The organism is Stenotrophomonas sp. SBJS02 (genome assembly GCF_020428325.2).
Taxonomy (GTDB): Bacteria; Pseudomonadota; Gammaproteobacteria; order Xanthomonadales; family Xanthomonadaceae; genus Stenotrophomonas; species Stenotrophomonas africana.
Genome location: NZ_CP109812.1, coordinates 1,347,135 through 1,365,441, shown reverse-complemented (window position 1 = coordinate 1,365,441; position 18,307 = coordinate 1,347,135). Strand labels below are relative to the sequence as shown.

Genomic DNA, 18,307 nt, shown 5'->3' with positions numbered 1-18,307 from the left:
CCCGTGCCCTACCCGATCGGCTTGGTCGTGAAGAAGGGCTCGAACACCTTTTCAACAACGCTCGCGTCCATGCCGGTTCCCGTGTCTCGGACCGACAAGCGAACATAGGGTCCAGGCGTCAGCACCAAACGCTCCGCCAGTCCGCCATCGACGTGTGAGAGCTCGGCCTCAATCGAGATGCGCCCTCCATCCGGCGTCGCATCGCGCTCGTTGATGCAAAGGTTGAGAAGGGCGTTTTCCAGCTGCGGAGCATCCACCCGCACGACGTCCTCCACTTGATCCGACCGCGTCTCGATCTCAATGGAGGGCCCGATGGAGCGGGCCAGGATGTGGAGCGTCCTGTTCACCATGGCCGACACGTGGATGGCCGACGGTGCCAACGTCTGCCGGCGAAAGAACGCCAACAGTCGTTGGGTTAACGCTGCAGCTCGGTCGGCCCCCGTTCGAGCCATCTCCACGTAGCGACCCAGGTCCTCCAAACGGCCTTGGCCAACGCGCATCTCCAACAGCTCCAAGCCCATGGAGACCCCGGTGAGCATGTTGTTGAAGTCGTGGGCAATGCCGCTGGCCAGTTGGCCGGGGGACTCCATCTTCTGGCCCTGTCTCAGCCGTTCCTCCATCGCCATCAGTTCGTCAGTGCCGGCCTGCACCCGCTCTTCAAGCGTTGCGGTCAACTGCTGCAAACGCTCTTGAGCCACGCGGCGATCGGTGATGCCGGAGGCTGCACCGAACCACTCGCTCACGTTGCCTTCGCTGTCCATCAACGGGACTGCCCGCAACTGTATCCAGCGGACGGAGCCGTCTGGCAACAAGGCGCGGTGTTCTACCTCCAACGGCGACGCCAACTCCGCGGCATGAGCAATGGCCAATTCCACCGCGGGCCTGTCCTCGGGGTGGATCAGCTGTTGACGCCAGTTGCCCCCAGTGGCCTTGAGCTCGGCCATGTCCCCTTGGCGATAAATCTGCTCCTGCTGCCAATCGGGGGAGATTGAGTAACGCGACTGGGTGGCCGCGGCCACAAATGCCCCCAGGGGCCGCTCGCTTGCGCCTAGGATTGGCACAATTGGCGCAATGGAAGCGTGCTGGCCTTGCGTTGAGCCTTTCCATCAACCTCTCCGCTCGGAATGTCGCGCGGCAAGGAATGGCCGATGAACTCGTGGCCAAAATCCACGCGCAGGGGTTGGATTGCCAGGACGTGGAGGTCGAGATCACCGAGGGAGAATGGCTGCGGGTCAACTCGCTGCCGGGCGAGCAACTCAAGCGGATGGCCTCGTCAGGCATTCGGCTCGGGGTGGATGACTTCGGCAGCGGCTACAGCAATTTCGGGTACCTGACCGAGTTGCCCATTCACACGCTCAAGCTCGACAAGTCGCTGATAGACGATATTTCCGAAGACCAACGCGCATTGCTCAAGGTCCAAGCGATCGTCGGTCTGGCCCATGATCTGGGCTACTCGACCGTCGCTGAAGGAGCCGAGACGAACGGTCAGGTCGCCAAGCTCCAAGGCCTTGGGTGTGACGAAATTCAAGGTTTCGCGCTTTCCAGACCCATCAGCGCCATTGAGTTGGCCGAGCTCCTTGCGCCCTGACCCGAGGGAGTTTGATACTCGGTCTTCCAGCCGACGAACCGTCCCGGATGGAAGCACGCGGAAGGATCCTGCAGCGTGCGTATCGCTTTCAGGAAGTCTGCGAGATCGCTGAGGCCGCTGACTGCCTCTGGCCTATTTCAGGACCCTACCCGTGGCTAATACCGGCTTTTATTTTGCTTCGCTTTGTCAATGGAGAACTGACCTCCGACGGCGCTCTGGCGCGTCTGCATGCTGTTGAGGCCACTTGTAGCAGCTGTGGTCTCACCTCGCTGCTAGCACCGGGCGAGGGCCTGACGGACTTGGAAGGCGCCGGTGTGATGGTGTGCCCACACTGCCAGAACCACCAAGCGGTGAGCCGGATGAGGTTGGAAGAGTTCATGAAGCGAATGGCCGGCACGAACGCTACAGCCACCGCTAACCCATCGTCTTCGGACGACGGGCAGGTCTTGTCAGAGTGAGGCCCTTGGCCTGCCAATCTGAACGCCTCGGATTTCTTAGGGCATGAATTGCCACGGTGGACACATTAAGGGCATGATGCGATCGCCCTTTGGTCTTTGCCCACAGAAACCATGACCGTTCCCCTGCCTTATGATCCATTTCTGCAGGCCTCATCAGAGCCATTGCTGGAGCTGGTGATTGTGCGTGTGGGCTGCGATTTGTTCGGTGTGGATGTCGAGTCGGCCGTGGAAATACGCGGACCAGAGACGCTGACCCGAACCCGGGACCGCCAGTTTGTAGTCTCGATCAGAGGGCAAGACGTCCCTGTGGTTGATCTGGGCTTGATCACCGGAGGCGATGCAGTCGGGACGGGTTGTCCAGCAATGCTGTTGGTTCAATCCGCGGTTCAGCTGTTCGCCCTTGCAGTGGACGAAGTCTTGGTCATCGAGAGCCTGTCTGCCTGGCGTGCCGAGCCTGCCGCTCACAGCGACCGATTCGCTGAGCTCTGCCCGCAGGGCGTGCAGCTGGGAAACGGCAAACGCGTCGCCGTCATTGACCCTGGTCGTGCCCTATCCATTCAGCAACGGCTGGAGATCGATTCAGGTTGATTGCCCAATGCTGCACGGTGCTGCCGCTTTCAGTTGCAACCGATTCGCGCGCGTTCCAAGTTCCACGCTTTGCGGTAATCTCTGGCTGACACCGCGATTCCGTGCATGAGGCGCTCGATGGAGAAATTCGACGGAGCAACGTGGTTCCCACTGGACAGGTTTGAAGTCGGCATTGACGCCGAAACAGCAGTGGTTGCACTCGGGCTTTACCAAGTTCGCAACGCGGCCGGTGACTCGACCATGTGCGGCTCGACGATGACTCCGACGCAAGCGGAGCGAACTGGCAATGCCCTTTTGATCGCCGCCAACCGTGCTCGCCTGACGATCCCGGGCTCAAGCAGCAGCCACTGATCCTCTTCTGTGTTGATGTGCCTGCTCGCGGAGGGCTTGGTGAACGACGAGGTCAGGGACGCATTTTTGCGTCTTCAAGAAGCAATGAATCGCATGCATATACGTGTTGCGGCGCTGGAAGCGGCCACAGTGCTCCTGCTTCGCACGAACGCCGGCAACGCCAACGTCGCAGACGAGTTTGAGCGCAGCATTCGGCACTACCTCCAAGGGATGGACCAGCACCGGGACCATGTCTTCGCGTTCGAGGAGATCGTCGAGCCATGGCTGGGCATCCTGAGGGAACCATTGGCTGGCATTCCCCCGTCTCCGAGCCGCTGAACTGCCAAAGCGGAGCGGCCATCGGGCGGCCGTAACCTCGGCCAATGCCATTGCCGCCTCGCCGCCTCACGGCGCAAGGCGCCGAGCTTTCGGCGCGCTTGCGGGTCTGAGGCCGCCATCCAGGCGGCCTCACCCACGGTGACTTCAGCGGCAACTTCGGTCAACCATGCCCTGCGAGCGACCATGCGTTCGCACTGGCCTTGGAAGGGCGGTTAGAACTCCTGCCAGTGCGCTGCGTCCGCAGATACCTGCCGTGCGGGACGAGCTGGCAATGCCTTCGGCGGGGTTGGCTTGCCCGCGTAGGCGGTTTGAGAAAGGCGGGAGCCGTCCACAGCACCTGGCTTGGTCAAGCTTGCACTGGCCGTGGCTGGCGTCTTTCCCTGCGCGCGTTCATTCACCTTGAAGACCGCGACGGCGGTTGCCAGCTGTACCGACTGGTCTTCCATGGATCGGGCAGCGGCGGTCGCTTCTTCCACCAACGCGGCGTTCTGCTGGGTCGTTTCGTCCATCTGAGAAACAGCCTGGTTCACTTGCTCGATGCCCGACGCCTGCTCCTGAGAGGCGGCAGATATCTCACCAATGACGTTGGACACGCGCTCAACCGAGCTGACAATCTCAGACATCGTCTGGCCAGCCTGGTCAACCAGCGCCGATCCTTGAGCGACCTTGGCCACAGAGTCCTCGATTAGCCCCTTGATCTCCTTGGCTGCAGAGGCAGAGCACTGTGCCAACGTGCGCACCTCGGAGGCCACCACGGCGAACCCTCGACCCTGGTCCCCGGCTCGAGCCGCCTCCACGGCCGCATTGAGTGCGAGGATGTTGGTCTGGAAAGCAATGCCATCGATCACGGAGATGATGTCCCCGATGCGGCGCGACGAGGCTTCGATACCCCCCATCGTCTCCACTACTTTCCCGACCACTCCACCGCCCTGCCCGGCCACGCGCGAGGCCCCACTCTGGCCAACTCGCTGGCCTGGCGTGCATGCTCGGCGTTTTGGCGCACGGTGGAGGTAAGCTCCTCCATGGACGCCGCCGTCTCTTCCAAGTTGGCCGCTTGTTGTTCGGTGCGTCGCGACAAGTCGCCATTGCCCGCGGCAATTTCCGTCGACGCGGTATTGATTGCCGTGGATGCCTGCTGGATGCGGGAGACGATATCGGTCAGCTGAGCCACGGTCGCGTTAGCGTCTTCGCTCATCGTCGCAAAGACGCCGCGGAAGTCGCCTTCCATGCGGTGGGTCAAGTCGCCAGAGGCAATGGCCTGAAGCAAGGTGGAGACGGCGCTGAGGCTGTGGTCAGCTGTCTCCATCAGACGGTTGAGGTCCGAAACCATCAATTCAAAGTCGTGCTGGAACGCAGACGTGTTACCGCGGGCGGAGAAGTCGCCGTCGGCAGCCGACACTGCCAACCGCTTGATCTCCGTGTTGATCGCCAGCAGACTTGCTTTGGCAGCGTCCATCGATTCGTGGAGCACGCCCGGGAGCCGGGCAGGCGTCGCGCGTCACGCCGCAGGTCACCGGCCGCATACTCGTTGAGCACTTGGATGGCATCCAGGATGGCCTCAAGGTGCTCGAACACCATTGTGTTCATGCCCTTGGCCAGCTCGCCGTAGACACCGGGCAGGTCCTCCGGAATCCGGTGCGAGATGTCTTCGGCCTCGTGAAGCTTGACCATGACCTTGGTGTCGTTCGAAAAACGCTCCAAGGTGGCAACCATTTGACGGAGGGAGAGCAGCATCTGGCGCGCCTCATCGCGGCTCTGGTAGTCGGTTCGCACGTTGAGGTCGCCATTGGCCACGCTGCGGATAGCGGGCAACGCCTCACCAATGGGCCGGGTGACCGAACGGCTGATCGCCCACCCCAGCACGCTTGCGACCAAGTACAGCACCGCCAAGACCAAGCCTGTGATCGACATCAGGTTGTTGAGGCTTGCTGCGTTGGTTGCGAGTTCAGCCTTCATGCCGCGAAGGTTGTATTCGCTGACTTTCTCCATGGCGTCGAACAGCGCCACGCGCTTTGCCCTGGATTCTGTCACCGAGATCGTCTGCGCGGCCTCGGCATCGCCAGCGAGGAGCGCAGCGTGAAGCTGATCGTGGATGACAAAGTAATCGCTCAACGCAGCGCTGACCGGCTTGAACAACGCGGCATCTTCGCCATCGGCGAAGGACCGCAGGTATTGCTTCACCAGCTCGTTGATCTTGGCCTTGCCCGCCACGATCCGCTGTTCGTATTGCTTGACGGCCTCAGCGGAAGTGGCTTCGCTGACCTGGGAGGTTTCGTAGATGCGGAGATCGCCGAACTGCGCACGCATCTCTCCGATGGCATAGCTGCCAGGCGCCCAGACGGACTCAATCCTGGACAACTCCTGCTTCGAATGTGACGCGCGGACAATAGTGAAGATGCCCAACGCCAAGGTCATGCTGGTCGTTATGGCGAATGCCAGCATCAGTTTTTTGGAGATGCTTCCGACGTGGCTTCTTCGGCGCACAGGAAGAACACGGCGTCGCCGTGGCTTGAAGCACTCAACGCGCTATGAATGGAGATAAGCGCGGCGAAAGGAGACCTGACGAAGGCCTCCTGGTAACTGTGGCCTTTGATCTCGCTCGCCGTGGCCAACAGCGCGCTTGGCCTGCTCCGCTCGATCAGAAAGCGGCCGATTGCTGGAGTCGGGAAATCCAATGGCGAACGACGTATTCAGGAGCCAGTTCTTGAACGCTGTCTGCAGGACAACGATCTGGTCGCCGTCTTGAAAGTGACGGTGCTGAACGACAGTGCTTCTGATGATGCAAGTAGCGCGCATTGATGGGCAGCAGCGACGTTCGCTTCCAGCGTATCCACTGTAAAGAGGAAGGCTTGCGGTCCAATGCACTCCAAAGGGCGGATGCATGTTGCCAGTCAGCTAGCGCACGTGCGCGCCTGCCGGTTCGCCTCTGCAATCTTTGCCAAGCGCCTCGATCCAGGAAGCGATCTGTTTGACGCCGTAGGGCTTGGACAAAACACCCCGATCCCGGTGCCGGCTGATCACATCGTTCGGATGAAGCGTGGAGGTAAAGAAGACAGCGATGCCATCGCGCCGAAGTTCGTCTGCCAACTTGTATGCACTGCGCCGGGCGTCAGGGCTGGCGGGCACATCCAGAATGACGACGTCGACGTGCCCCGCTTGCGCTGCGCGCAAGGCTCCTGAGCTGAATTCCAAGCATTCGACGTCATAGCCGAGCTCTCTTAGTTCGACTCCAACCACCTCACAGATGGAGGTTTCAATGTCCACGAAGAGAACGTTCATGTGGATTGCCGTTCCACAAGGTCGGGTCAAATTTTCCACACGGTCAGCAGCTGGTTCAAGCTAGTTGGGACGACTTCTGCTTTCGGCAGACGGAATCTGCTCAGCTTTGCCAACGCTTCATCGGGAGCGCGAGAGGAGCTCCCAGCATCCTTCCGCCGGGTGACAGACCAGTCGCCACGATGTTCATTTCGCCTCCCCTTCGCTGAGTGGTTTCGAGAGGGGCCCCACGTAGACTGAGGCAGACGGCCCTCCCGTGAAGCGCACAAGGAGATCCATCGCCGTTGCATTCATTGCGTCCGCATCGCCCCGCTGAGAGAAGCTGGCCCAGTCTGCCATCGCGATGCTCTGCAGCTGGCCCTCCTTGGCCAAAAACAGCCGCATAGGCCACCGCGGCAGCCGACGTTGCGAGACACGCCCGCGTGCCAACTCGATGAAGTTCAGGTGGCTGCGCGCTTCGGATGCCCTGGCGTAGGCAACGCGAAGGCCATCCGGTGGACCCTCCAGGTAGGACAGGAACCGGGCCCCGTCGTACAAGGTCACCCCGGTCACGCCGGCCTGTCTGTTGAACCGCTCCGCGTCGGCTATCAACTCAACCAGCCGCCCAAGGCTAAGGTAGGGGCTGGCCTCACTCACAAAAACCACCGCACGGTTTGGCATGACACGCTCCTAAGATTGCTTCAGACCCAACAACCTGACGGGTCGGGAAGAGCAACAAGTGCTACACGGCAACCTTTGATTTTGCCTTCCAGGCGCCTGTTTCCAGATCCTTCCGCAGCACCCAGTCCTTCGCCGGAATCTTTGCCCCACGGGCGGTCAGGTAGTCCGGCATGAATAGCATGATCTCCCCCCCTTGAATCAGACAGCTGGTCGAGAGGACCACGCCGTCACTGAGCTCGACCAAGCAGGTGGCTCTCTCGCCCAGTTCAGCCTGCTCGCCTGTCAGGGACGCGGTGGCCCCTGGGTAGATGTGGCTGTGAGTAAATTCCAACCGCATGGCATGCCCCTGTCGAATGCCTCAAATTCATGACTCCCCTGCTTCCACTGTGCAACGTGAATCGGGCGGCCTACAGAGGAAATCCGTTACCCATCACTGCGGAACGTCATCGAGACGATTGCCGACCAATGCGGCAAGCCGCTCCATCCCCGTTTCTGGGATGAATTTCCCTCCGAAGCGTTGGGAGAAATTCACCCAGTTCGACCTCATCAGTGCTTTGAGCTCGGCTTCTGAAATCCGCAGGAAGAGCAATGCATGCGCAGGGAACCGCAACTGCTGGATGGATCCCCGCGCCAGCTCAACGATTTCGGTATGCAGGGTGAAGGACTGGGTGTAAACGGAGCTCGCAGCCACCGCACTCGCTGTGCCTTCCAAATATGTTAAAAACCTGCTGCCGTCGAAGCATACAACTGCACGCGAGCCGCACTTGGCATTGAACTCTCGGCCTGCACGCATGACTTCGGGCAAGCGCTCCTCACCGATCTCTTCCACAGCCGCGCTTACGAACACCACCGCACACTTAGACATTACGGGCTACCTTTCACTCGGCACCAGTGCAAGCCGGCCAACGTGGATCAGCTGTGTACAAAACGCAGGCCAGCTTGAATTTCAGTTTTCAGTTGCGCTATTCCTGAACCTTTAAGAGTGCACCATGGCTAGCCCCGTCCCCGACTCAAGTTGGCTGCAAGAGCGATGACCTCGCTAGGGATCACGGCCCCGAGGTGCGCGAGAACCGCGGCTTGGACGACCTCTGTGTTGCAGAGGAAGAATATCCCGTCTCGCGGCCCAGCCGACGTCAGAGACCGGTTGACACTGATCACCGAAGCTGGCACATCGCTCACGAACACTTCGTGAAACTTCGACCCCGCAAAGCGCGCTTCGAGGGCTCTCCGACTTGCTTTCGTGTCCTGCCGTAGCGCCACACCGTATTTTCCAGACAATCCGATGCCACTGGCGGTAAATACGTAATGATCTTTAAACGAGGTCAACCACACCAGAATCGGTCCGCCCTCGGCGAGAACGCGTCTGTGAGCAAGCTTGCTACGTATCATCGGGCTGCTCGTTGTTGGCCTGATTGATCGATTCGCCCCTCTTGTGGCTCCGTGGGCGGCGCGAATTGCGAGCTACGAACGATGGACAGGATCAGTATCCGACAGCGGCAGAGGTGAGGGCAACGCCTGCGCGCCGCCCTTCATTTCGGCCGTCCGGGTAGATGGGCTCACCGCACCACAAACGGCCGATCTGTAAGCGAAACAAACCGAGCGGGCTGTGTAGGGCTTAAATCCTTTGGCGGCCCGCCAGGCTCAGCCGAAGCGCTCATTGCTCCGCCGATTCATCCCCCCCCGGTGCACGCGAGACAAACGCCATCCACGTGCGACCTGAAATAGCCGGTGTCGCCCGTCAACGAATAGCGGACTCCGGCCCAAATCGATGTCGCTGTGGGGCTGTGCCAAGCGCGAGTCCTCTGGCAGGCGTGGCGAAACGAACGTATCATTTCGCTCTCCTGCGGCGCAACCATTCCCGGCAGGACAGCGCCTTGAAGAGCGCGATTACAAGTTGGAGCAGCGCCAGACCAGTTGCGCAGGCCAAGATAACCATAGCAAGAGGCAAAAGTAGCTCCATGATGGGATCCTACAGGCCCGCGGGTTGGCAGCAAGTCAAGGCGCCCGGGCCATTGGCGCTCAGCAATCTCCTGTTCGCTTGGGGTGAGATCACCACAACCGCGTGACAGTGGCGTGAAAGTCGTGTGGCGATCGCAAGTAGCTGGCGCATAGCGAGCTGCCGTCCGAACGCAGGTTGGCTCCCGTGTGCGCCGCCATGACGGCAGCCCCCAACAGGTGCACCTGGGTGCGCCCGTTGTCCTGCCACCCTTTGGGCAGCGATTCAATGGCCGCCAAGGCTTCTTGCCCTGACAGGCATTGGATGCAGGTCAGGTAGGACCATTGAAGGCCCACTTCCTCGCGCAAGCGCCTGCCGGCGGCCTTCTCGTCCAATCGGCCCTCGGCACTGTCCAGCAGCACGTGGGCGGCCGCAATGGCTTTGCCTTGGGGCGAGAGCCGGCTCTTCTTCTTGGGGAACAGGCCGCGCATGATCAGGCCTTCTTGCTGGCCTTCTTGGCGACGGCATTCTTCGCAAGTTTCTTGACGGCCTTCTGGGCGGCCTTCTTCACCGGCTTGCCCGTCTTCTTGGCCACCCTGGCGGGAGCTTTCTTCACCGTCCCATCAGCCGACGGGAACTTCGCTCCGGGGTTGGCCTGAGCCCACGCCTTGCCCTCGGTGGACTTGGCCCACGCGGTGAAGACCTTGGGGGCCAAACCCCGACCGGCCCACGTCTCACCGGTTGGGAGGCGATACTTCGGCGCCACCTTGCCAAGCTTGCGGCCCTTTCGGGGTCCCGGGGCAGCCTTGGCGGCACGCGCCGGCTTGGCGTCGATCGTTTCCCCGATGAGCTTGGCCACCTGCCGCCGCTGGGCCGGACTGAGGACCTTCGCATACTTCTGCAGGACCGCCAGGGCTTTGGGCACCTCGCCGTCGCGCTTCTCCACCAGCTTCTTCTGGGCTTCGAGCTGTTTGATTTCGGCGTTAAGGGATTTCAGGGTAGTCAGGGCCAAAGGAGCACTCCGGTCGGGAATCCAACGGTTATAGCCCATCGCTCCGGGCATGGCCACCCGAATGGGCCCCATCTTGACACCCACCAGCCTGGGGCGCGATAACTCCCTTGCCGCGAGGGGAAATGCCCCCGGCGTATTGCCTGCTTAGCTCAAGGCAACAGGTCCCGATTCGATCGCACAAGCGACGACGGGATGGTTTTTCCTGTCTTTTGAGATCTAAGCATGCCCAACCTCCAACGGTTGAGAACCGAGGCTTTCCTCGCCCAGAAGGGCCGGTGCTGCTATTGCAGCGTGCCGATGTGGAACGCCTCTCCCGATGAACTAAAGCCGTTCGGCCTGCGCGCCAAAACGGCCACGCCGCTTCGCTGCACCGCCGAGCACCTGGTGGCCCAGCAAGAGGGCGGAAAGGACGTGGCCGGCAACATTGCTGCCGCCTGCTGGCTCTGCAACACACGCCGGCACAAACGCAAATCGCCGCCCTCCCCCGAGGCTTACCGCGCCTTCGTGCAGAATCGCCTGGCGAAGGGGAAGTGGCACCCGCCGAGCGTGGCCAAGTTGCGCCTCAGAACGTGTGGAACGCAACCACCCGACGGATGAGTTCCGCCACGCTCACATGCTGCCGCTGCGCCTCGTGGCGGGCGCGGTCGGCCAGGTCTCGGGAAGCCCGGATAGGCGGCAAGCGGTCGTCCCTGCGGCCGGCAACGGGAGAGCGCAGCAGCGGGGGGCGCGCAAGGTAGGCGGTGAGCCATTGGCGCACGGCTTCGCTCTCGCTCACCCCGGCTGCTCTAGCGCGTGCGGCCAATGCCTGGCGCAAGGTTGAAGAAAGGGACACTTTCGGCAGCACGGCCGTCAAGGGAGGCTTGGACGTCAGCGTCACAGCCTCTGCCTCAGTCGGCCCACGGGGGCTGGGCGGAAGAAGCGCTCCAATCGTTTGGTCTCCAGCAACGCTTCCATGAAGGCCCCATGGCGTGGGTATAAGCGTCCTCGCTGGCCGCCAACCGCAAGCTCAGCGCAAGCCGTTCCCACTTTCCGTTCGGTGCGCATGCGATGGCGAACAACCAGTGGTGCGTCCAGTCATCCTCCAACCGATCGGATGCAACGAAGAGCACCCGGTGATCACGCTGGAACGGCAGGGACGACAGCGCCTGGTCAACCGCATGGCGGTGGGCAGCCTGTAGCCGTGCCCTCTCCTCGCCGTCGGTATCCAGCAGCGCGGCGAACCCTTTTGGCAGGCGCAACGAAACGCGGTAGCCCGCCGCCCGGGCGTGGTGGCCCTCGCCTTCCCACAACCGCGGCTGCCCATCGAAATCCTGGCCCATAGCGAAGCGCCGCATGGCCTCCTCGGTCACTGGCCCACCGGGCTTCAACTGGGTCAACCACGCACCACCCCAGCGCAACGCGGCCAAGGGCGCCTCCAGCAGTTCTGCGAAGGCGAACCCATCGGCGAACACGTCCTCCCGGCAGAGGCAGGTGAGTTGCAGGTTCATGGGATCACCCTCATAACCGTGCCCTACTATTCGGAACGGCTTTCGTTGCGCCAGGGAGAGTCGCATCCAAACGCAGGGCCTCTTGTTCCGTTTCCCATCTCCATAGGCGATCGCGTATTTGCGGACGTTGCTGTTCGAGCCACGCATCGGGACGTGGCTCTGCATTGACAAACTGCAACCAAGCCTTCGAACGCGGATTGGCCCCTGCCTGCAACAACAGGTCGAGCAGCTCCACGTTGCCCGCCAGATAGGCGAAATAGATTGGTGACCGCCTTATCTCGCCACAGTCGTAATCCGCGTCCGGATCTGCGCCAGCTTCGAGCAGCACGCGACAAACCTCGAGCCACCTTCGCCCATTTTCTTCCCATGGACTGTCCTGCATAACAGCAAAAATAAGTGGCGTTTTTCCATCTTTTCGCTCCCGAGCGTTCACATCAGCGCCATCTGCAATCAACTGCTCAAGCTCCCTCAGCTGGAACCCTCCTTCGCGCTCGAATAGCTGAAAGATGGGTGGCATCCGGCGATGTCTCCTCCATTTACCCATGCGTTTCTCAATGACATAGCGGGGGATCAGGATTGGAGACAGCAGCGTCAATACAAGGAACTCCACGCGAACCTTCCAGATCGGCTCTTGAAATAGATTTGGTGGGTCACGCAAATTCTTTAACCATCCCCGCACACCCTTTTTGATACTTGCCACGAAATTCATGTCAGCCCCCATGGAATACATTTGTATCCCTTCAGATCCATGCAAGCAGAAAGGGACATTCTGTCCAGAGGGCTTTACTGACTAAAGCGAAAAAATGCTGGGGTTGCACGACAGTTTGCCAAACTGTCACCCTCCCCTTGCGCGTTTCCGCTACAGCGGAAAATCAGTGGGTCAGGAGGACGCATGGCCAACACCGACTTACTCGCTGCAATTCGACAGCGCAACCCCGCCCAGGTGGACCTGGCGATCGGGCGCGGGGCCCAACCCAACGCGCACGACGCCCGTGGCTACTCGCCGTTCCACGTCGCCCTGCTGACCGCTGACGCACCAACGGTTCGGGCGTTGCTGGACAGCGGAGCTGATCGGTTGGTGAGCACGAAGTTGGCCCAGGCCCGGAACATGGGCGCCAAGACCTTGGTCGCGTATCGTCACGTGCAAGCGCGGCCGCGGGAGGCTGCGTGGTAGCAGGAAGCTGGACTAAGATGAGTCCATGCCCGTATCACCCGACAAAGCCTATCGGCTATTGAAAGCCTTCGGAATGCTTGAGTTCCAGCTTAAGCAGACTAGCGAATTCTTTCAGACCAAGACCCCAAAACCGCCCATCTGGAAGGTGTTCAAGATCGGCTCATTCGAGATCGATGTGCGTCTCAGCGCCTTGCCAGCACCTGCCCCCGTTCCCGTGGTAGACGTGGACTGGAACAAGGTGGATCGAGCGGTGGCGCGCTTGGGGCAAGCATTCGTCGCACTCGTTCCCCTTCCCACTCAGAGAAAGCTGCTTGCTCCACCACGCAATCGGCCGAAAAGGGAGCGCATTGAGTTTGACCAGACGGGCCGACCACGGGCGACCTACCAGCCCGTCAACCTGCCCCATAACGACGCCGAAGCCTTGGTCGTTGCGATGCGACGCGTTAGAAACAACCTTTTCCATGGCGGCAAGGAAGACCCGCTGGAGGAGACGTATTTCGGAGAAGACAACGATTGGGCGGTGGCCGCCGCAGATGTTGCGGATGCTCTGTTGGATCTTCTCGACCGCCAGTTGCTCCGACCCGTTCAAGCGCCCTGACCCACTTCAGTCTTCCTTGGTCGGCGGGCAACGTGGGAACCGACTGCAGGAGTGGAACACCTCCTTTGTCGCACGATAGACGCGCTCCACCAGCACACCTTGACCACACACCTGCAGGCTTAGCGGCTTCCCATCGTTGGCCTCCGGCGGCTTGTCGTAGAGAGACTGGATGTAGAAGTTCAGGCATCAGGGAATAACCTCGACCGTTGGCAGTACCACCACTCTCGCCCTCGGCCTCGATAATGAGTTACTCCCTCACTCACGTCGACTTTCATCAAGGGAACCTGCTCGCTGGCATCGACTTGCGCGCTCAGGCGCTCATGGGGGTCATGGACCGGGCAAATGGGAAGTCTGCGCGGGGCCCATAGGCATGGCCTCGGCTGCACGCCGGATGCGCGGGGGTGTTGCACTACCCCAACTGGGCCATGAACCAGAAAAATTCGTCTCCCGCCTATGCCACCCGGTGGAATCATGTGGTGCGGGCACAATGGCAAGCCTGAAGGCAATTAAAACGGGATGTCAGTATCCTCGGGGAGAACCGTTTCTTGCCGCCGCGCCAGCTGCCATCGTTCCTCACACGCCTTGATGAATCGCACAGTGCTGGCAACGTTGCTAGCGATCAGCAGCGCCTCGTCGTAGGCGAGCACTGGATTGTCGTGAGCCATCGTGTGATTGTTCCGAACGTAGTCGTATTGGCCGAATATCGAAGTCGCGCCATTTAGGATGTGCTCCGCCATCTTGGATTTGAGGAGACCTTCCTCCTTGACGCGCTTCACGTATCCACCCATCAGACCGCCCAACGGCACCGAACGGTCCCTAGGTATGCCGTGCTCCTCGCATAGCTTCCGAAGAAACTTGACCAGAAACGTATGTAACCGGTCCAGGCCTTGTTCGGGCTCGTTTCGCTCAAAGCACTCCCTTGCGGCCTTAGCCACCTTCTGGAAGTCCTCCGAGTCGCCTTCGATGGCCTCTATATCCGCCACTGCCTTCGCTTGCGCCAGACGTGTCCCTATAGCTTCGCACTCCTTGAACAGAGCCTGCCGCTCTAAGGCGGGGTGACCGGTGTCCCCGCAATGCTCTAGCAACCCCAGAATTACCCGACCTACCAGGAAATCGTCTTCCTTGGTCCAAAAGCTGCGCAGATGGTTGGCTTTCGACGAGCCATATTCGCTGTACTTCCCTCCGTAGATGTCCAGATAAACCACTTCTTCAAAGAACCGAGCAAATGTGCTGTTCGAAAAGTCGAGAACGTAACCACTGCTCATTCCGAACAGATCTTCAAGTTTTCGTTTTTCCCGGGGAGCTAACGTAGACATAGCGGCCAGACTATTGGTGTGAGGGGTGGGACTACTTACCAAGGAATGTCGTCATCGTCAGCTGATGTCTCAGCATCTTCATCCCCATCGCTAGGGCTCATCATCTCAATCAGGCGCTCTCCTTGAGCCAGCAGGTGATCGTAGGTCATCACGGATATCCCGTGCATGCGCTGATTGAGGCCGTGGAGCGCACGCTGTTGCTCATCGGACCACTCATTGGACCGCCCGATGACGATGGTGGCCCGCGGGTGGTAGGCGACTACTTCTTTGTGGTCCAGCAAACCGTGCCTGGCTGCCTCATGAAGGAGGTCCAGGTAGCGATGACATTGCCCGATGGCACGGGATACGTCCGCTGAGAAGTAGTGGTTCTTGTGGGCTGCATCGTAGAGCAGCACATCCTTGTCCGGTCGCTTGAGCTCGACGATGTCCCGATAGCCGGCAATGACATTGGGCAACATCAGATCGAGATTGTCACCGGTGGTAATGCCCCTAACCTCATCCCGGACCACGTAGGCGCTGCCAAAGGCCCAGCAGTGCTTTTCGCACCAGGCCTGGTAAGTCTGTTCAACCGCCTCTCCCCGGGTGAGGTTGGAGCGCAGTTCGGCCACCGCTGATCGCATCTCGCTCAAGCGGATTGACCCACGCAGCGCCGTGCTTAGCTCATGCGTGAGTTCAGTGCTGGACAAATGACCCAGCAACTCTGACTGCGATAGAACCTTTGTCAGGGCACCCACCAGTTCTTGAGGATCATGGCCCGTCAGGTTGGCCTCGCCGTTGGCCACCCGAATCAAGATGAACTCCCCCGTTTCCGACTGAGCGGCAAGGGGCAGATGTGTCTGTAGGTATTTAAGTAGCTGGAGGGACGAAGTTTCCGACAACGTCAGGGTCTTGGTCTTGTCCTCGATAAAGGGCTGGCCTTTCGACTTCACCAAGCCTTCTAGCTTCAGCGAGAAAGTGGTTCGACCATCGCTATGGGGGATGAACCAAGCTAACGCTTGCAGCTTGCTTTTGCTGGTCTCGTTGAGAACCACGGGTGGTGCGTAGTCCACCTTGCCACTGCTGGCCGTCTTTCTGACGACTTTCTGGACTTCCCTTGGCTTTTCCATGTCTGTTCCCCGTCTATGTCCCGATCGCCGCCTTCCATTGCTCGGTGCCGCTATTTCCCGCCTCTTGCTTTAACACAGCCATCCGGTGGATTCCGCAGCCCTTGCCCTTGGTCGCCCGGAGATCGTCCACGATCCACTTATCCGCCCTGTATCTGTCCCAAGTATCGTTCAGCCCCATGGTAGAGGGCCACTTTCGCAGCACCTGCGACATAGCAAGCCTCTGTTTCCAAAGATTCTCCCCATCAGCGGCAAGCCACCTCGGCCACCGTTTGCGCAGCCCCAAGGTCCGCAGGCAGCTGGGCCTTGCAGACCCCTTCCACGTCCACCGTCTGGCCGGGGCGCGGCTGCTCCAGGTAGAGCACCCCGTCATAGCCCACCTGGGTGGTCTCGGTCGCCGTCTTAGCCACCGTGCCCGCTTCGATGGCCGGGCCCGTGAGGCGGAAGGTGCGTGCGGTCTCGGTCAGGACCGGGAAGGTGAGGTGCATGCCGGCTTGGCGGCCAGCGGTGGCGGTTTGCTCGATCTCGGCCAACTGGGTGCCCAGTGGCAGCGCCCGATCGTCTACGCGGACCTCGGTGGGCACCATTGGTGTCACCTCGCCCACCACCAGGCGGCCCTGGGCGTTGGTCTTCCCCACCAATCGGCCGCCCACCCTCACCGGCACCCCGGCTTGGCCGGGCACGTCCACCACGGCGAAGGATTCGGCCGGACCCAGGAACGTCACGCCCTGGCGGTCCAGGTGAACGGCACCGGCCATCGAACCGGAAGTCCAGGTGCCGCTGGGCCCGTGCTCGGCGTTGATCTGAGCCCACCCTGCCCGGGTGGTCCAGTTGGCGTTGGCCCGGGCCGTCTGGCCAGCCGCTCCCTCGTCTACCGACAAGGACAAGCCCACCGGGGTTCCAAAGACCGTGGGGCGGGCGCGTCCTTGGACGGCCCAGGCCGTGGCATCCGGGGCTTGCCGGGCCCTAACGCTCACGCCCTTGCCCCGGCCGAAATCGTAGCTGTAGCCCACCTCCACCCGGGTTTCCTTGCGCTCCAGATCGCGCAAGGCGGAGACGGCCACGGTGTGCCCGTTGCCACGCCAGGTCAGCCCGGCGTCGGCGTAAGCGGTGCGAAAGCGTGGCGTGCGCACGTCCGAATAGCTGGCCCGAAGGGACCACTGGGGCGTGGGCCGCCAGAACACCGAACCCCGGGTGCGCTGCTCCACCTCCACCGCACCGGGGGCGCGCAGGCGCCAATAGTCCTGCTGGCGCTCGTGCTCCAGGCGCACGCCAAACCTCGGGCCGCGGTAGTCGTAGGCCACGGCCTGCCGTTGGCCGCCTCGCGTGGAGGTGCCTAGTTCCATGTCCAGCGTGCCATAGGTGCCGAGCACCGTCGTGGCCCCCAACGCCACGTTGGCCTTCCCGTCCGTTGAGGTTTGGGCGGTGCCGCGCAGGGTCCACCGGTCGTTGAGGCCCCAAGCCACCGACCCGGTCGCGCCCAACGTCCCGTAATCGCTCTCCCCTTGCCGCACCCGGCCGCCGCGACCTCCCAAGTGGTGAGCCCTTTGCGGAGCAACGTGGGGGCGACGTAGAAGCGCTGATCGCTCACCACCGTTTCGCGGCCGTAAGGGTCTCGCACGACCACTTGGGTTTGCTGTGCTCCGGTGCCCAAGGCGCTGCCATCGGCGGTGAACGGCCCTTTCCCCACCCGGCCTTGCAGCACGCGGGCGCGGTTGGCCAAGACCTCGACCGTGGCCGGATCGAGCGCCACGCCGCCGAGCATCGGGACCGGATACGTGGGCGTCAACGGGTCCAACGCCCGCGGGTCCTTGGCCACGCGCACCCCGCCCAGGTTGACCGGCGAGGAGGACGGACCAGCGAACACATCGCCGGCTTGGTAGGTCACCAAGCGGTTGGGATCATCTTTCTGCCAGCGCGTCACGCCGCGAACGTAGCCGGTGCCGGCCGTGTCGGTGTTGACCTGCCCGCTGGTGCTGATCACGCCCCAACGCCCCGCCTTGCGGACCTCGTGGCCCAGCGAGAACGCCTGCTGTTGCTCGGACACCATGCCGGCCACGCTGTAGTTCACCAGCACCCCAGGAGCGGGCGGCGCGATGGGTCCGCGCTCGCTGCGATCACGGGCCACGCGTTGGGCCTTGAGCCGATCGGCCGGCAGATCCAGGGCGACCGTCGCGGTGGCCTCGTCCACAACAAAGCCCACACCCAACGCTTGGGCGCTCATCGGCTCCGTTTGACCCGGGGGAAGTTGGAGCCCGACCTCGCGCCACGTGGCCGGCTCGGCGAACCACTGACCGCCTTGCTGCCAGAACGTGAGCGGTTCCGCCTTGGCCTTGCCGCCGATGACCGGCACCAGGAACGCGGGCGCCACGCCGTCGGGCACCGCTGCGCTGGCCGACGATGCAGCCAGCAACACCAAGGCCAGGGCCCGGCCACGCATGG

Annotated in this window: 21 protein-coding genes and 1 pseudogene; 8 read left to right on the top strand and 14 right to left on the bottom strand. The window is 61.6% G+C overall.

Annotated features, from left to right (window positions below; all coding sequences use genetic code 11):
- Nucleotides 1-8: 8 nt before the first annotated feature.
- A complete protein-coding gene (locus FQS62_RS06460) occupies nucleotides 9-1,019 on the bottom strand; it encodes a sensor histidine kinase (RefSeq protein WP_006375636.1) in 1,011 nt (336 codons plus the stop codon).
- 44 nt (nucleotides 1,020-1,063) lie between these two features.
- Between FQS62_RS06460 and FQS62_RS06455 the strand changes: the two genes are divergently transcribed.
- The 4 genes from FQS62_RS06455 (at nucleotide 1,064) to FQS62_RS06440 (ending at nucleotide 3,303) form a co-directional block, all read left to right on the top strand.
- Nucleotides 1,064-1,588, top strand: a complete 525-nt coding sequence (locus FQS62_RS06455) for an EAL domain-containing protein (protein WP_032971133.1) — start codon at nucleotides 1,064-1,066, stop codon at nucleotides 1,586-1,588.
- 569 nt (nucleotides 1,589-2,157) lie between these two features.
- The gene (locus FQS62_RS06450) at nucleotides 2,158-2,634 is read left to right on the top strand and encodes a chemotaxis protein CheW (protein WP_046272126.1); all 477 of its coding nucleotides are present in this window, start codon (nucleotides 2,158-2,160) and stop codon (nucleotides 2,632-2,634) included.
- A gap of 117 nt (nucleotides 2,635-2,751) precedes the next feature.
- The gene (locus FQS62_RS06445; protein ID WP_032971135.1) at nucleotides 2,752-2,985 is read left to right on the top strand and encodes a hypothetical protein; all 234 of its coding nucleotides are present in this window, start codon (nucleotides 2,752-2,754) and stop codon (nucleotides 2,983-2,985) included.
- Nucleotides 2,986-3,024: 39 nt separating this feature from the next.
- Nucleotides 3,025-3,303, top strand: a complete 279-nt coding sequence (locus FQS62_RS06440; RefSeq protein ID WP_125892001.1) for a hypothetical protein — start codon at nucleotides 3,025-3,027, stop codon at nucleotides 3,301-3,303.
- A gap of 212 nt (nucleotides 3,304-3,515) precedes the next feature.
- Here the strand turns inward: FQS62_RS06440 and FQS62_RS22250 are convergent.
- Nucleotides 3,516-5,745 (bottom strand): annotated as a pseudogene (locus FQS62_RS22250) (methyl-accepting chemotaxis protein).
- 147 nt (nucleotides 5,746-5,892) lie between these two features.
- Here FQS62_RS22250 and FQS62_RS06425 point away from each other — a divergent pair.
- Nucleotides 5,893-6,102 (top strand): hypothetical protein, encoded by a 210-nt coding sequence (locus FQS62_RS06425; RefSeq protein ID WP_139338727.1) that lies wholly within the window; start codon nucleotides 5,893-5,895, stop codon nucleotides 6,100-6,102.
- Between the two features lie 96 nt (nucleotides 6,103-6,198).
- Here the strand turns inward: FQS62_RS06425 and FQS62_RS06420 are convergent, their stop codons facing one another.
- From FQS62_RS06420 to FQS62_RS06395, 6 genes are all read right to left on the bottom strand, one after another.
- Nucleotides 6,199-6,582, bottom strand: coding sequence for a response regulator (locus FQS62_RS06420; protein WP_032971140.1), 384 nt, complete (start codon nucleotides 6,580-6,582; stop codon nucleotides 6,199-6,201).
- A 183-nt stretch (nucleotides 6,583-6,765) separates the two neighbouring features.
- Nucleotides 6,766-7,239, bottom strand: coding sequence for a BLUF domain-containing protein (locus FQS62_RS06415; RefSeq protein ID WP_006375647.1), 474 nt, complete (start codon nucleotides 7,237-7,239; stop codon nucleotides 6,766-6,768).
- Nucleotides 7,240-7,300: 61 nt separating this feature from the next.
- Nucleotides 7,301-7,576, bottom strand: a complete 276-nt coding sequence (locus FQS62_RS06410; RefSeq protein WP_032971143.1) for a hypothetical protein — start codon at nucleotides 7,574-7,576, stop codon at nucleotides 7,301-7,303.
- A 93-nt stretch (nucleotides 7,577-7,669) separates the two neighbouring features.
- On the bottom strand, nucleotides 7,670-8,104 hold the full coding sequence (locus FQS62_RS06405) for a BLUF domain-containing protein (RefSeq protein WP_006375649.1): 435 nt from the start codon (nucleotides 8,102-8,104) through the stop codon (nucleotides 7,670-7,672).
- Between the two features lie 1,184 nt (nucleotides 8,105-9,288).
- Nucleotides 9,289-9,666, bottom strand: coding sequence for a hypothetical protein (locus tag FQS62_RS06400; RefSeq protein ID WP_006375651.1), 378 nt, complete (start codon nucleotides 9,664-9,666; stop codon nucleotides 9,289-9,291).
- A 2-nt stretch (nucleotides 9,667-9,668) separates the two neighbouring features.
- Entirely contained in the window at nucleotides 9,669-10,187 is a 519-nt protein-coding gene (locus tag FQS62_RS06395) for an H-NS family nucleoid-associated regulatory protein (RefSeq protein WP_032971149.1), read from the bottom strand.
- Nucleotides 10,188-10,409: 222 nt separating this feature from the next.
- Between FQS62_RS06395 and FQS62_RS06390 the strand changes: the two genes are divergently transcribed.
- The gene (locus FQS62_RS06390; RefSeq protein WP_076739360.1) at nucleotides 10,410-10,784 is read left to right on the top strand and encodes an HNH endonuclease; all 375 of its coding nucleotides are present in this window, start codon (nucleotides 10,410-10,412) and stop codon (nucleotides 10,782-10,784) included.
- Nucleotides 10,785-11,074: 290 nt separating this feature from the next.
- On the opposite strand, the gene FQS62_RS06385 is transcribed toward FQS62_RS06390, so the two are convergent.
- Together FQS62_RS06385 and FQS62_RS06380 are read right to left on the bottom strand one after the other, a co-directional pair.
- A complete protein-coding gene (locus FQS62_RS06385) occupies nucleotides 11,075-11,674 on the bottom strand; it encodes a relaxase domain-containing protein (protein WP_076739359.1) in 600 nt (199 codons plus the stop codon).
- A gap of 10 nt (nucleotides 11,675-11,684) precedes the next feature.
- On the bottom strand, nucleotides 11,685-12,383 hold the full coding sequence (locus FQS62_RS06380) for an ankyrin repeat domain-containing protein (RefSeq protein WP_158229329.1): 699 nt from the start codon (nucleotides 12,381-12,383) through the stop codon (nucleotides 11,685-11,687).
- A gap of 183 nt (nucleotides 12,384-12,566) precedes the next feature.
- On the opposite strand from FQS62_RS06380, the gene FQS62_RS06375 reads away from it, so the two are divergent.
- Together FQS62_RS06375 and FQS62_RS06370 are read left to right on the top strand one after the other, a co-directional pair.
- Nucleotides 12,567-12,848 carry an ankyrin repeat domain-containing protein gene (locus tag FQS62_RS06375; protein WP_032971158.1) on the top strand — a complete coding sequence of 94 codons (282 nt, stop codon included), beginning with the start codon at nucleotides 12,567-12,569 and terminating at the stop codon, nucleotides 12,846-12,848.
- 25 nt (nucleotides 12,849-12,873) lie between these two features.
- Nucleotides 12,874-13,446, top strand: a complete 573-nt coding sequence (locus FQS62_RS06370; RefSeq protein ID WP_006375657.1) for a hypothetical protein — start codon at nucleotides 12,874-12,876, stop codon at nucleotides 13,444-13,446.
- Nucleotides 13,447-13,952: 506 nt separating this feature from the next.
- On the opposite strand, the gene FQS62_RS06365 is transcribed toward FQS62_RS06370, so the two are convergent.
- The 4 genes from FQS62_RS06365 to FQS62_RS06350 form a co-directional block, all read right to left on the bottom strand.
- A complete protein-coding gene (locus tag FQS62_RS06365; RefSeq protein WP_099539936.1) occupies nucleotides 13,953-14,711 on the bottom strand; it encodes an abortive infection family protein in 759 nt (252 codons plus the stop codon).
- Nucleotides 14,712-14,797: 86 nt separating this feature from the next.
- The gene (locus tag FQS62_RS06360; protein WP_076739357.1) at nucleotides 14,798-15,868 is read right to left on the bottom strand and encodes a Shedu anti-phage system protein SduA domain-containing protein; all 1,071 of its coding nucleotides are present in this window, start codon (nucleotides 15,866-15,868) and stop codon (nucleotides 14,798-14,800) included.
- 242 nt (nucleotides 15,869-16,110) lie between these two features.
- Nucleotides 16,111-17,259: a fimbria/pilus outer membrane usher protein gene (locus FQS62_RS06355; RefSeq protein WP_268924149.1), complete on the bottom strand. Its 1,149-nt coding sequence runs from the start codon at nucleotides 17,257-17,259 to the stop codon at nucleotides 16,111-16,113.
- Nucleotides 17,202-18,305 (bottom strand): fimbria/pilus outer membrane usher protein, encoded by a 1,104-nt coding sequence (locus tag FQS62_RS06350; protein ID WP_268924147.1) that lies wholly within the window; start codon nucleotides 18,303-18,305, stop codon nucleotides 17,202-17,204. Before FQS62_RS06350 ends, FQS62_RS06355 begins: the two co-directional genes overlap by 58 nt.
- Between the last annotated feature and the right edge of the window lie 2 nt (nucleotides 18,306-18,307).